General features: G+C 65.5%; 8 protein-coding genes. 3 read left to right on the top strand and 5 right to left on the bottom strand.

Going from position 1 to position 13,724, the window contains the following annotated elements; translation table 11 throughout:
* Positions 1 to 35 precede the first annotated feature (35 nt).
* Positions 36 to 941 (top strand): hypothetical protein, encoded by a 906-nt coding sequence (locus tag EV191_RS15100; protein WP_132877672.1) that lies wholly within the window; start codon positions 36 to 38, stop codon positions 939 to 941.
* Between the two features lie 65 nt (positions 942 to 1,006).
* Here the strand turns inward: EV191_RS15100 and EV191_RS15095 are convergent, their stop codons facing one another.
* The 4 genes from EV191_RS15095 to eccCa all read right to left on the bottom strand — a co-directional run bounded on the left by EV191_RS15095 (position 1,007) and on the right by eccCa (position 8,279).
* The gene (locus EV191_RS15095) at positions 1,007 to 1,297 is read right to left on the bottom strand and encodes a WXG100 family type VII secretion target (RefSeq protein ID WP_132877671.1); all 291 of its coding nucleotides are present in this window, start codon (positions 1,295 to 1,297) and stop codon (positions 1,007 to 1,009) included.
* An 82-nt stretch (positions 1,298 to 1,379) separates the two neighbouring features.
* Positions 1,380 to 1,688 carry a WXG100 family type VII secretion target gene (locus EV191_RS15090; RefSeq protein WP_132877670.1) on the bottom strand — a complete coding sequence of 103 codons (309 nt, stop codon included), beginning with the start codon at positions 1,686 to 1,688 and terminating at the stop codon, positions 1,380 to 1,382.
* A 380-nt stretch (positions 1,689 to 2,068) separates the two neighbouring features.
* On the bottom strand, positions 2,069 to 4,156 hold the full coding sequence (locus EV191_RS15085; protein WP_207894538.1) for a type VII secretion-associated protein: 2,088 nt from the start codon (positions 4,154 to 4,156) through the stop codon (positions 2,069 to 2,071).
* Positions 4,157 to 4,265: 109 nt separating this feature from the next.
* Positions 4,266 to 8,279, bottom strand: coding sequence for a type VII secretion protein EccCa (gene eccCa / locus EV191_RS15080; RefSeq protein WP_132877669.1), 4,014 nt, complete (start codon positions 8,277 to 8,279; stop codon positions 4,266 to 4,268).
* A gap of 367 nt (positions 8,280 to 8,646) precedes the next feature.
* Here eccCa and eccD point away from each other — a divergent pair, with 367 nt between their 5' ends.
* Together eccD and mycP are read left to right on the top strand one after the other, a co-directional pair.
* Entirely contained in the window at positions 8,647 to 10,044 is a 1,398-nt protein-coding gene (gene eccD, locus EV191_RS15075) for a type VII secretion integral membrane protein EccD (protein ID WP_132877668.1), read from the top strand.
* 10 nt (positions 10,045 to 10,054) lie between these two features.
* Positions 10,055 to 11,470, top strand: coding sequence for a type VII secretion-associated serine protease mycosin (gene mycP / locus EV191_RS15070; RefSeq protein ID WP_132877667.1), 1,416 nt, complete (start codon positions 10,055 to 10,057; stop codon positions 11,468 to 11,470).
* A 352-nt stretch (positions 11,471 to 11,822) separates the two neighbouring features.
* Here mycP and eccB read toward each other — a convergent pair whose 3' ends face one another.
* Entirely contained in the window at positions 11,823 to 13,406 is a 1,584-nt protein-coding gene (gene eccB / locus EV191_RS15065) for a type VII secretion protein EccB (protein WP_132877666.1), read from the bottom strand.
* Positions 13,407 to 13,724: the final 318 nt, after the last annotated feature.

Below are 13,724 nucleotides of genomic sequence, written 5' to 3'. Positions count from 1 at the left end.
ATTCACCACTCAGGTGACGAGATCGGAGGATGAGCATGCGGCGAACCAGCCGCCCCGCCATCATCGCCGTCGTTCTGGCCGCGGTGAGTCTACTCGCCGCCAGCTGCGCGCACAGCGTCGAGGGCGGCCCCGTGCTGGACGAGCAGAGCGTGCGCGATGCGGCGATCGAACGGTTCAACGAGGTCATCGGCAATGTGCACACCTACATCCGGCAGGACCGCAGCGCTCGGGCCAGGGAGCAGTGGACCGCGACGGTCAACGAGCAGCACCGAACGAGCGATAACACGCACCTCTATCACGGCGACCCGCCGACCACCCTGGTCAAGCGAGGGGCCGTGAGCGAGGGCACGAATCTGGATCTCTTTCACCCCGCGGGCAGCAATCGGGACTACCTGCTGCTTGGCGAGCACTACCGGAAACTTGCCCCAACCCCTTGGGTGACCTTGCCCACCAGCTACGACGGCGCCATTAACGATGTCTGTCTGCTGCCGGGCAAGATGGGACTCTGCAAGATGATCGACTCGATCAGCCTGACCGCCAAAGAAGGTGGCCCGAACATCACAAAAATGGGTTACCGCAATCCGGATGGCAGCGTGAATCTGCTGAGCAATGTCACGGTGGAGAATTTCATCGATTCGCGGGTCATCCTCTTTCCGGACGATATCAAGAATCAACTCACGCCGAAGATATTGGAAAGTCAGCTGTCCGCCCGAGTGGATCTCACTAAGGCCAATCGGGTGACCTTCGCCCAGATCAACGGCACTATTACCGACGGCGACAAGAAATTCGACATCGATATCACCCACGAGGTGGAAGGAAACGCCCAACCCGGCGATTTCCCGACTACTCCGTCCGGCGCGGAACTTACCGTGATCAAGGATGATGAGAAGGCGAACGCCCTGCTCGACAAAGCACTGCAAATGCATCTCGAGACCAGGTAACTGCCCGGACAATAAAAGTCCCCGGGCGAGTATCGCCCGGGGACTGGTTTCGCTGAATGCTCGGTTCAGCCGCCGAAACGCTTGGCGTTGGCACCCTCGGTGCTGCTGTAGTTCTCATTGGCGGTCTTCACCGCGACGGCGATCTTCGCCAGGGTGGCCCGCAGGCTCTCCGCAGCGGTGAACCACTGCGTCTTCTGCGCCTGGAAACCCTCGTTCGCCGAACCTTCCCAGATGCCCTCGAGCTTCTTGATCTGGTTCCCCAGGTTATCCAGCTGGCCCTGAATCGCCTTGCTCTGGCTGTCGATGCCACCACTCAGCCCCTCAAGGGCACCGAAATCAACCTTGATGTTACTCATGGGTTATTCCCCTCTCGCAAAGATTCGCGCTACTGCGATTTGTAGATAAGTTTGGTTACGCTACGGCAGGCCCAGCGAGGCGTCAGCCAAGCATGTTCTGGATGGCGGAGACGCTCTGCGCGGCGTCCTCTTCCTGCTGCTCGTAGGCGTCCGCGGAACCGGTGACCGCCTCGGAGATGTTCATCAGCGACTCGTTCAGCTTGGCCGCGTCCTCCTGGAAGCGCGTCATCAGCTGCTGGAAGGCGGCCTCGGCCTGCCCCTTCCACATGCCGGAAACGGCCTGCACCTCGTTGGCCAGGTTGCGGAGCGTGCCCTGGAGCTCGGTGTTGGTGTTGACCATTTCGCCTGCGGCGGTCCGGAGTTCCGGAGCTCCTGTCTGGAAACCAGCCATGATGTATGGCCCCCTTCATTCGGTGAGTGGCTCGTACGTTCTCGGTTCGTACGGCTGTTACGACGTTGACCTTGCCACGAATGGTTCCGCCCTGTCGTGGCAATCCCGGAAGTAGTTGCCTACGTAAACGCGCAAGAGTGTCGCCTATCCGCCATCGTCAGTCCATTCACGACGTTGACAGATCCGCCTGACCAGCAGGAACTCGCCGAGATCGCAGCTGGACAGAATCAGCGTCGGCGCCAGGTACCGGTTCCCGCAACCGAAGATTCGCTTCTGCGAAACCGCATTCCTTCACCCGAATGCGGTATCGCCGCATCACAAAGGCAAACGTAGCTATATTCGCGAGCGTAAATCGCGGCGTGGAGCTCGCGGATTCTTGGTTATCGCGATTGATTGCCGATTCGCAGCGTGCTGGCCACTTTGTCACAGGCCGGCCGTACGGCCTTCTCCCTGCCGTCGTCGTACTGACATCCGACGCTTACCTGCGTCCGACCGTTGAAGAAGACGTACCAGTCGACCGTGCCGCCACCATCCAGCAGCTGTTGGTAGTAGACGACATCGCGATTCACGTAGCGTGCCTGCCCGTCGAAGTTCTGGAAGTTCTCCTCGGACTGCTCGACCTTGCCGCGCAACTCCTCGACGATCTCGGCGCGGGCGTCCGACACGTCGTAATTGAGCTGGAACTCCTGCACGACGAGCGCGTCCACATCGCTCTGCGGCTCTGCCGGGCGCAGTTCGACCTTGCGCAGCTCGGCATCGCTGCCCGTTTTCCGCCAGCTCTCCGGGTAGTTGAACCGGAACTGGAATTCCGCGAGTTCCGGGGCCGCGGTCTGCTGGCCGGGCTGCGTATCATCGCTTCCACCGACCAACCACACCACCAGCCCGGCAACCGCCGCGACGACCAGGACAACCGCGCCGCCTACCAACCAGGGCAGTTTCGATCTGGCTTTGCCCTTGCCGGCGACCTTTTCCTGACTGCCGACCGGACTGGTCCGTTGCGTCGGTTGATCGGCCGCGTAAACGCCCGCCTGGCCGGGTTGGCTATACGGCGAGCGGCCCGGTGCCGGGTATCCGCCGTGCGGGCGCGGTCCGGTGGGTTGGGCCTGCCGGGGTTGCCCGGGGTGCGCCTGCGGTTGGCCGGGCGCTCCGGGCCTGTTCGGCGGCGGCTGCGCCTGATTGGTCTGCCGACCTTGGCCGACCTGTTGCGTCGGGCCGGCGCCTACTTGTTGTGTCGGGCCGCCAACCTGCTGAGTCGCGGCCACTGCTGGCGGCACCGGCCGTGGCCCAGACGTCGGGTGGCGGGGCGCCTGCGCGCCGGCGGGCGCCCCGCCGGTCTGATCAGGTTCGGCCGTCGTCGCCCGCAGCGCTCCGCGGGCCACCACGGTTTCCGGCTGGTCGAGGGTGGTCGGCATGACCCCGGTCCTGGCATGCAGCAACCGGGCGATCATCGGAATCCGGCTGGAGCCACCGACCAGGAAGATCGCGGTGAGCTGTTTCGGGCGCAGCCCCGCCTCATCGATCGCCGCGACGGTCAGCTCGGCGGCTCGCGAGAGCGGCTCGGTGATCAGTTCTTCCAGATCCACGCGGGTCACATGCGCATCGGCAAACGGTGGCGGCATCGGCACGTCGGTGTAGGCGTGCCGGGACAGCGTCTCTTTCGCGCCGCGCACATCCTGGCGAAGTACCCGCCGACGCCGCCGATCCGGCAGTTCCCTACCTTCGACCAGCTCTCGCCAGGCTGCCGTGTCCGCCTCGGCGACCGTGCCGCCGACGTGCTCCAGCAGTGCCTGATCGATATCCGCGCCGCCGAAGCTTGGATCTCCCCTGGTCGCCAGCACCTGGAAACCGCCGCGGCGGGCGTGCGCGGGATCCTGCCGGGGATCGGTGCGACGCACGACGCTCACATCGACGGTCCCACCCCCGAGGTCGAGCACCGCAAGCGTTTCCCCAGGCTGTGCGCTGACCTCGACCGTGCGATGCTCGTTGCCATCGGCCGGTGCGAAGGTCGCGGCGTGGAACACCGCGGCCGCCACCGGTTCGGGGACTAGTGTGATCTCCCTGCCGAGCCCGTTGGCGGCCTGACGCAACACCCGCCCGCGGATCGCGCCCCAGTCCGCTGGGTGGGTGAGGACCAGCACGTCCACCTCGGCGTTGTTCGCGACCCGGCGAGCCTCGTCAACGGCGCGGCGGAGCACCGCGCGCACTACCTCGGTTACCTGCAGCACGGTGTCGCCGAGCAGGAGCTCGCCCTCGTCGATCCGCCGCTTCGGGTTCGGCTCGTAACGCGAGGGGTCCACGGCGGCCTGTCGCTCGGCCTCCTGGCCGACGAACAGCGTGCCGTCCGGCGCGGCGTAGACAGCCGAGGACATCAGCGGTGCGCCGTCGATCACCACCGCCTGTGGTTCCTGCCCGCGCACGGACACCGCGACACAGGTGCTCGACGTGCCGAAGTCGACCGCGACCCGCATCGTCAACGCTGTCCCCCAAGCCACATGTGCACCACGCGTACCACGTTTAGCCCGCTAAACGCGATATTTTGGCAGGTCAGTGGCATGGGTTCTCTTGGGGTCGAGGTGGTCACTCCGGCTGTATCCAGGACACGTGAATGAGCTGCTGGCCTCCCTTTCGGGTGATCAGCGTGCCACGTCCCGGCGGCTGCGCCGACGGTTTCACATTGCCCCACAGCTGCCCCTCGTCCTTGCTACCGCTCATCACCAGACCGGGGCTGGAGATTTCCTTCAATTTACCGATAACCGGATCGAAGGTGGAACGCGAGGCCCCACCGGTGCGCCGAGTGACGATCAGGTGCAGGCCGACGTCCTTGGCTTGCGGCAGGAACTCGGCGATCGGCTGTAGCGGGTTACCCGCCTGGGTGGCGACCAGGTCGTAGTCATCGACGAGCACGAACAACTCGGGACCAGACCACCAGGACCGGTTCTTCAGCTGCTCTTGCGTGACGTCCGGGCCGGGCAGCCGGCGTTCCATCGAACCACGCACATCGTTGATCATGTCCTTGAGCTGGTTGCCACTCACCGCATAGGCGAGCAGGTGATCGGTGTTGATCACGCCGAGCATGGTGCGCCGGTAGTCGACGAGTAGTACCAGCGCCTCCTTTGTGGTGTAGCGCTCCATGATCCCGCGGGCCACATTGCGCAGCAGGTTCGTCTTACCCGCCTCACCATCCGCGAAGGCGACGAGGTGCGGCTCCGCGTCGAAGTCGAGGTAGACCGGCGCAAGCGCCTCCTCGTTGACCCCGATCGGCACCAGCTTCGTATTGCGGTACTGGTCCTGCGCGATGACCTCGTCGTACGGGATCATCTCGGGCAGCAGCCGGACAGCCGGCGCATGCCTGCCGGACCAGGCCTGGGACACCTTGGCGATCGCGTCCTGCACGCCGTTACCGATGTTCTCCGCGTCGCTGGAACCGTCAATCCGCGGCAACCCGGTGAGGAAGTGCAGCTTGTCCCTGGACAGCCCGCGCCCGGGACGGGAAGCGGGCACGTTCACCGCGACCCGCCGATCGATATCGGACTCGCTCGGGTCACCGAGCCGGAGCTCGAACCGGGTACCGATCAGATCGCGGAACGCCGGCCGCATTTCCGCCCACCGGTTCGCGGTGGCGATGACGTGCACTCCGTAGGAAAGCCCCTGCGAGGTCAGGTTCATCACCTGGGTCTCGAGCGGCTCGAACTCCTGCCGGAAGTTCAGCCAGCCATCCACCAGTAGGAACACGTCGCCGTACGGATCCTGCTCGGGTGAGATATCGCCCCGCCGCTTGCGGTTCCGGAACTCACCCATCGAGTCAATGCCCAGATCCCGGAAGCGCTGCTCCCGGTCGGCCACCAACGCGGTGAGCTCGGCAACCATCCGGCGAGCCTTGTCCGGATCGAGCCGGCCAGCCACCCCGCCGACATGCGGCAGGTTCTCCAGCGTGCCGAGCGTACCGCCACCGAAGTCAAGTCCGTAGAACTGCGCTTCCTCTGCCGTATGGGTCAGCGCCATGGACATCACCATGGTGCGCAGCATCATCGACTTACCGGACTGTGGGCCGCCGACGACCACGCCATGCCCCGCGCCGCCCGAGAAGTCCGCCCACAGCATGTCGCGGCGCTGCTCGTAGGGCTTGTCGATAATCCCGAGCGGGATCTGCAGCCGCCCGTTGCCGAAGAAACCGACCGGCGAGAGCCCGCGATCCTCGGTGGGTTGCAGCGGCGGGAACAGTGTGTCCAGCGAGTTCGGGGTGTCCAGCGGTGGGAGCCACACCTCGTGCGCGGGCGGTCCCTGGCCGACCAGCCGGCCGACGATCACGTCCAGCTCGCTCGGCTCGGTGGGGTTGTTCTCTTCCTTTTTCTTTTCCTGCTTGGGCTCGTCCTCGGCCGGCTTCTCCGGCTCCTTCGGGATCTCCACGTAATCCGGCACGAACAGCTTCGCGCGGCGATCCGCGTTGACCGGGGTGGCTGGGCCAACCACCTGCATCCCGGCCGGGCGGTACGGCCCGGAAACGTACGAGGCCTTGAACCGCACCAGGGTCGAGGTGTCGAACTTGAGGTACCCACCACCGGGTACCGAAGGAAGTTCGAACGCGTCCGGGACGCCGATCGCCGCCCTGGACTCGGCTGCGGAGAACGTCTTGAGACCGATCCGGTACGACAGGTGCGAGTCCAACCCGCGCAGCTTGCCCTCCTCCAGACGCTGCGAGGCAAGCAACATATGCATCTGCAGCGATCGGCCCAGCCGGCCGATCGCGACGAACAGCTCGATGAACTCTGGTTTGGCCGCCAGCAGCTCGGAGAACTCGTCGACCACGATGAACAGCGCGGGCAACGGGTCGAGGTCGGCGCCGTTTTCCCTGGCCTTCTCGTACTCCCAGACGTTCTTGAAGTTGCCGCCGCTCTTCAGCGCCTCCTGCCTACGGTTCATCTCCCCGGCGAGGGCGTCTTTCATGCGGTCGACCAGGGTGACCTCGTCGGCGAGGTTGGTGATCACCGCGGAGACGTGCGGAGCCTTGTCCAGCCCGAGGAACGTCGCGCCACCCTTGAAGTCGACGAGTACGAAGTTCAGCGTGGTCGACGAATGGGTGGCGAGCATCGCGAGTACCAGCGTGCGCAGGAACTCGGACTTACCGGAACCGGTAGCACCAATGCACAGTCCGTGCGGTCCCATTCCTTCGACCGCGGCTTCCTTGATGTCCAGCTCGACCGCCTGGCCGTGCTCACCCACGCCGAACGGCACCCGGTAGCGATCCCTGATCGGCCGGGGCCGCCAAGCCTGCCCGACGTCGAAGGTCATCGGGTCGCCCGGAATGCCGAGCAGTTCGAGCAGCGAAGGGTTGGAAAGCAGCGGTTCCTCTTCGCCGGAGTCGGCCGCGCTGGAGCTCATCCGGTAGGGCGAGAGCTTGCGCGCGAGGGCCTCGGCCTCGGCCACGGTCAGCGTGTCTGGCGCACCGAACCACTCGACGCCGCTCGCGCTGCGTGCACCGAGGCGTTCCGGCTCGACCATCATCCGGAGCCCACGCCGAGCGGTGAGGTTGCCGAGCGATTCCGAGACATCGAGCAGAGTTACCCCGACGAGGCCTTCTTCGAGCATGATCTGCTCTTCTTTGGTGACCTCGCCGTCGTCGATCACGATCACGATATGCGGCTGGTCCGCCGCTGGCGTCGCGTTTCGGGTGAACCGCTGCCGGTCGCGCAGCTCCTCGTCCAACCACTGCTCAATCGTGCTGAGCGAGCTGGCCATCATGCGCAGCTGACCAACGCCGTCGACCATCGTCGGGTGCTGCAAGTGGGGTAGCCATTTGGTCCACTCCCACTCCTGCTTGGTCCGACCACCGGTCACCACCGCGATCAGCACGTCTTCCGGCGAATGGAAGGTGACCAACTGGGCGATAAGAGCGCGGGCGAAACCCCTGCTGAGCTCCCTGTCGCCGTGCAGGCCGACCGCCGCGAAGCCACGGATGGAGATCGACAGTGGCAGATCTGGAACGATCGAGTGGGCGCGCACGAACCGGCGCAACGCCAGGGTCGCGATCGGTTCCAGCTCGTCCACCGGACCGGTCTGTGGTGGCACCAGCCGGCTGGTCAGGCGCTGCGAGCCACGGCCAATGCGCAGGTGGCAGAAGTCTGCATCGGCCTGCCTGCGTTCCCACATCCGCCGGCTCGCCGCCAGTGACCAGAGCATCTGCGGATCCGGATGGATCCACTCGCGCTCGGCTCGCTGGTCCCGCATGGCCTCCCTGGCGCGGTCACGCATCTGGCCGAGGTACCGCATGTAGTCCTTGCGGTCCTCGTTCATCTCGGCCTTCTTCTGGCCACCGCCGCGACCGCCGCCCTGGAAGAGCATGCCGGCCATGCCCATCATCATCATCAACGGCATCATCAGGAACAGCGGGCTACGGGCCATCGCGCCGCCGCTGGTGAACATGAAGATCACCATGCCCAGCATCGCCACGATCATGACGACGGGCATGAGCTTCATCAGGATGTTGCCTGGAATCGTGCGCGGCACCTCGGGTGGCGGCTCAAGATGAACCTCGCCCCCGGGTGGCCGGGGCGCGGCCATGCGCGGCGATCGCTTGAACTGCAGCGTGCTCACCGAATCAAGCACCTCTCCGACTCGTTGTGGCAACCGTGCTGCCAGCGCGTGGCAGCACGGTCATTCACCCTGCCACTGGCCGGGCGATCTCGATCGCGCCGCCCCGTGGAACAACTCAATTGGGCTAGTTCACCGGAAACGACCCTACGGACGCCCCGGCGTGGCCATACTAGGGCCGCGATCGCCACGCGCGCGGGCGTTCGGGAGGAATAGTGTGCATTCGGCGCCCACCAAGTGGGCGGGCGCCGAATCAGATATAAGTAGGTACGACAATGGCACCCGGCGTCCTTGTCGATGGCCGCGACACGGCGTTGACCGGCCACGATGCGGGCACCATGTCGAGCGGACGAGCTAGCGAGGGGGCACGGTGGCAACCGGCACCACGGTCTTCAGCCGCGTAACGGTGGTGGCACCACGGACACGCATCGACGTCGCGCTACCGGCGGACGTACCGGTCGCGGACTTGATGCCGATGCTGCTGGAGATGGCGAAGGAGACCTCACCGGACGGCGGCACCCGACACGGTGGTTGGTGTCTGGCCAAGATCGGCGATTCGCCACTTGAGCCGTCCCGCACCCTCGCCTCACTCGGTGTCGTCGACGGCGAGATGCTCCAGCTGCGGCGGCGCAACGAGAACCCGCCACCGCCGCTGTATGACGATGTCGTCGACGCGATCGCGGAGGCTGATCCGGACAGTTTCCGCCCGTGGACGAAGGAAACCGCGCGCCGGACCGGACATATCGCCGCCGTGCTCGCGTTCTTCACGGCGGCGACGACGCTGCTACTCGGTGGGCCACTCGGTGGTGGCGACTCGCTCGCGCCGGCGATCATCGGCGGGGTCGCGGCGATCGCCTGCGTGGCACTCGGCGCGGTATTCGTCCGGGTGTACCAGGCATCCTCAACCGGCGTGGTCGTCGCCGCGGCTGGTGGTTTGCCGTTCGCGTTCGTCAGTGGCCTGTACATCGTGCCGGGGATGGTTGGCCGCCCCAGCCTGCTGCTCGCCTGTGGTCTGGTGCTGATCGTCGCCGCGGCCTCGATCTTGCTGCTCGGCGCGGGGATCACGGTGTTCATCGCGGTGGCTACCGCGGCCACCTTCGGCATCATCGCCTTCACCGTCGCTTCGCTGATCTCGCATCCGGCGGCCGGTATCGCGGCTGGCACCGCGGCGGTGGCGCTTGCCGGACTGTCCGCGCTGCCGCGTACCACGATCTGGCTGGCCAAGCTGCCGTTGCCGAACGTGCCTGGTAGCGCCGAAGACCTCAAGGAAGACAGCGGTTTCCCGGACTACAGTTCGATCGAACGGCGGGCGAGCGTCGCGCACGACTACATGACCGGCCTACTGGTCGGCTGTGGCAGCGTGGCCGCGCTGGCGGCGATCATCACGGCGAGCGCGCCGAGCATCTTCGGTGTGATCACCGCTGGTGTGGTAACCGTCGCACTGCTGCTGCGCGCGCGAACCTACGCGAACGGGAGCCAGGCGATCGCGCTGTTGGCTACCGGGATGTTCTGCGGCGCTGGGGTGCTGATCGGTTGGCTGTGGAGTTCGGACGCCTTCGACCGGTTGCTCTGGGTGTTTGGCGTGCTGGTGCTTATCGGGGCCAGCGCGCTGGTGCTCGGGGTGATCTTCCCGAACCAGCGGTTCTCGCCGCCGATGCGCCGCTCGGTGGAGATCCTGGAAGCGATCTGCCTGGCGACGGTTCTACCGCTGGCGCTGGCGGTGATGGAGCTCTACACCGTCGTGCGGCATGTGAACATCGGCGGCTGAGGAACCCGTGATGACTCGGTTCGGCAGAACAAAACGGTTAGCGGCGATACTCACGGCGGGCACGATCGCGGTCTTGGTCCCGACCGTGCCGGTGCAGGCGCAGGACCTCGGTTACCCCGCACCGCCGCCAGTGGACATCGGCCTCGCACCGCAGCCTGCGGAACCGGAGCCGGACGAGACTTATACGAAGGAATCGGAGTGCGTTAAGGCTGGCGAGGCGCGGGGCGAGGGCGTACTTGCCGAGGGGTCGTGGGGGCAACGCCACCTGCGGCTGGACGAGGCGTCCCTGATCGCCACCGGCGAGGGCCAAACAGTCGCGGTGATCGATACCGGAGTCAATGATCACAACTTCCTCACCAAGGAAGTGATCGGCGCGGGCGACTTCGTCGACAAACAGGCGAACGGCCGCGAGGATTGCGATGGGCACGGCACCGAGGTGGCCGGCATCATCGCGGGTAATCCGCCGGGCGGGCAGAACATTGGTTTCCGCGGGGTTGCGCCGAACGCGCAGATCATGAGTATCCGGCAGACCAGCCAGTCGTACGTCGTCGACAAGGAGGGCGCGGAGAACGACGGGAACACTGCGGGCAACACCAAGACGCTGGCCCAGGCGGTGGTCAGGGCGGCCGAGCAGGGCGCGACGGTGATCAACATTTCGGTGGACAGTTGCCGAAAAGCCGGCCCGATCCAGCCGGACGAACGGATACTGCAGGCCGCGGTCCGGAAGGCGGTAGATCAGTGGGATGCCGTCGTCGTCGCCGCGGCCGGGAACACCAGCGAGAACTGCCCGCAGAACAACCAGGACGACGTGAACAAGCCGCAGAGCATCGTCACTCCGCCCTGGTTCGCCGAGGATGTGCTGTCCGTGGCGGCGATCGACGAGCAGGGATCGGTCGCGGAGTTCAGTATGAACGGCCCGTGGGTGAGTCTGGCCGCGCCCGGCACCAACATCGTGTCGCTGGACCCCGCCGATCCTGGTCAGCTCGCCAACCGCCAGGCAGAGGCGGGCCAGGACCCGCAGCCGATCCAGGGCACCAGCTTCGCGGCCCCGTACGTGGCCGGCGTCGCCGCACTGGTCAGGGAAAGGTTTCCGGATCTCAAAGCGCGCGAAGTGATGAACCGACTGAAGACGACCGCGCAGCATCCCGGTGCGCCCGGCGGGCGGGATGCCTTCACCGGGCACGGGGTGGTGAACCCCATCGCCGCGTTGACCGCGATCGTGCCCGAGGAAGAGGGCATTCAGCGGGCTCAGCCGCAGCAGTTGCCCGCCGATCTGCCGGAGCCGAGCCAAAAAGACTGGGTACCCATCGCGATCGCGATCGGCGGCACCGGTGGCGCGCTGGCCATCCTCGGCATCACCATGTTCGTGCTCCACGCGATCCGCCGCCACCGCGGCGAACCCAAACAACCCCGCGGCTTCGCCTAAACCCCTATTCGCGTTTAGCAGGCTCACCGTGGTGTCCCACCCGCGTTTAGCGGGCTCACCGTGGCCCCGATCCTCGTTCAGCGGGCTGACCGTGGTCCTCCTTGCGCGTTCAGCGGGCTAACCGCGCTTCTCCACGAACACCGCACCGCGAACTCGGCCGTCGCTCCTGCCCCACGTTCCGCGGGCTAACCGCGCATTCCATACCCGAGTTTCGCGGGCTAACTGTGTTCAAGGAACGAGGCGTTTGGAAATACCAGTGCGAACCACACTTGGCTCCGGGGAGCACACGTTTAGCGGGCTAACTGGCTATACGGAACCACGGTGAGCCCGCTAAACGCGATCTTTGAGCAGGTCAGCCGCCGCCTTGGGCACCACTTAGCCCAGCTGCGCCAGATTGCAACTCGACACTGTCGTAGGTCTGCTGAGCATCTTGCATGTTCAACGACGCGCCGTCCGGCAACAAGCTCATGATCGCGCTCGGCGCGGGCGATCGGTTGTTCAAGCCCAGGATTTGCGCGGTCCGCACATCAGGCACGCCGAATTTCACGCCACGATCCGAGACCAGGTAGATCGGCCCGGTCTGGAACGAGTCCCGAGACGTCGCGGCATGCACGACGGCCGCCTTGCCCTGCGGCATGTAGAACGAGTCAATCTTGGCCCCACTCGGCCCTGGCTGGCCGACGGGCAGCGGCTTGATTCCCGAGCCGTCGTTGTCGCGTGGCATCTGCCCGCCGATATGCATGGTGAGCTTGGTGTCGCGCTGTTCACCTTCGCCCTCTACGGACCAACCCAAACAGGACACTGGCGTCCGCTCTGGGCCAATGATCTGCGGCATCTGCTCGGGGTAGTCCTCGGACTCGAGTTCGTTCGCACGCGGCGCTGTCGCAAAATCCGAGGGTTGCAACCGCGGAATTCGCCCACTCGTCTGCTGGTAGGTGTTGCGGACCAGCTGAGCAAGCGATTCCGGTACATCCTGAACGCCGCTGGGTAGCACCACCCAGTGCTGGTTCCCGCTGCCGGCACTATCGGACAGGAACACGTCGCCAATCTGCAGATCGCCCAGATACTCGCTCGGGCTCCCCGCCCCGTCGATCTGTGGCGCGCTCAGCGGCTCAGCCTGCGGAATCGAGTTCAGCAGGCCCATGCTGATCTCCCGCTGCTGCGTGGTTTCCAGGTTGAACGCCGAGGTCACCTGGGCGTCGCTCATGTTGACCTCGGCGCGCACCACATTGGTGTTACCGCGGTTCGGATCCGGCGAAACCCGGTAAATCAGGTAGACCTTGTTGTTCTCCGCATGCGCGAGCAACGCCTGACCACTGCCCAGCTCATCACCAAGTCGATCGATCCCACCGAGCACCGTCGTGGTCGGCGCACCCGTGTCCGCCGGATTGTCCAGACTCCGATCCACGGTGATCTTGTCGCAGACCGCCCAGTTGTTCGAGATCCGCTGCTCGTCGGTAGGCAGCAAGCTTGGCCCGGTTGGAATACCGGTCGGGCGCTGCTTCGGAATCCCCTCGAGCTCCTCATCGCTGACGACCTCGGGCTCCTTGACCTCACCACTTCCGGCGGTGCCGCCGCCCTCGCCCTCCTGGCTTTGTTGTTGCTGGGCAGCCATGAGCAGTCGTGCCGAGGCGAGGTTGAACGTTGGGATCAGCTGCATCGGGTCGCCCGTCGCGATGTACATGGCACCGGACTGCTCGCCAACCACGATGGTCTCTGGATCCGGACCGCCGCCTTTCGGGCTGAGCATGCCGACCACCAGGAACCCGAGCAGCCCGAGCGCGGAGATGACCACACCGACCGCGGTCGCACGGGAATGCGTCCGCATCGGATCGTGCAGCATCACCGCGTCCTTACGCACGAGCGCGGACTGCATCCGGCGCAGCACGAAGCGGTACGCCTGAACTTGTGACTTTGTCGTCGGTGTTGAGGGCATTCTTGGCCTACAGCTCTCCCAGTCGCGGTACGGTTCCGCAGAATAGTCGTGCGGACCGCGGTCCGCTCCGGGTTCTACCAACTCGGTCGAACTAGATTCGCACGATCACTGATCCGGGACCAGCTGCACCCGGATCAGCAAGAGATGTCGCCGACCCGCCCCACCGAGGTGTGTTATCGCCTAACGTGCGTGTTCTAGCAGAATCTAGGACATTGGTTTCGGCAGCATTCGAGCCAAACGAGGGGAAGAGAACGAGCGGATGTCCGTGACAACTCCTCCGCGCCAGGGGAACAACCCAGCCGGCGGCCAGCCGCCCCG

Source organism: Tamaricihabitans halophyticus (assembly GCF_004340875.1).
Classification (GTDB): domain Bacteria; phylum Actinomycetota; class Actinomycetes; order Mycobacteriales; family Pseudonocardiaceae; genus Tamaricihabitans; species Tamaricihabitans halophyticus.
Note: the sequence above shows the minus strand (reverse complement) of the source record. Positions and strands in the feature narration are given on the sequence as shown.

What these genes read in the sequence shown, in the direction of transcription:
- EV191_RS15085 (WP_207894538.1), bottom strand. Translation starts at nt 4,156, where the DNA reads ATGCGGGTCGCGGTCGACTTCGGCACGTCGAGCACCTGTGTCGCGGTG.
- EV191_RS15090 (WP_132877670.1), bottom strand. Translation starts at nt 1,688, where the DNA reads ATGGCTGGTTTCCAGACAGGAGCTCCGGAACTCCGGACCGCCGCAGGC.
- EV191_RS15095 (WP_132877671.1), bottom strand. Translation starts at nt 1,297, where the DNA reads ATGAGTAACATCAAGGTTGATTTCGGTGCCCTTGAGGGGCTGAGTGGT.
- EV191_RS15100 (WP_132877672.1), top strand. Translation starts at nt 36, where the DNA reads ATGCGGCGAACCAGCCGCCCCGCCATCATCGCCGTCGTTCTGGCCGCG.
- mycP (WP_132877667.1), top strand. Translation starts at nt 10,055, where the DNA reads ATGACTCGGTTCGGCAGAACAAAACGGTTAGCGGCGATACTCACGGCG.
- eccB (WP_132877666.1), bottom strand. Translation starts at nt 13,406, where the DNA reads ATGCCCTCAACACCGACGACAAAGTCACAAGTTCAGGCGTACCGCTTC.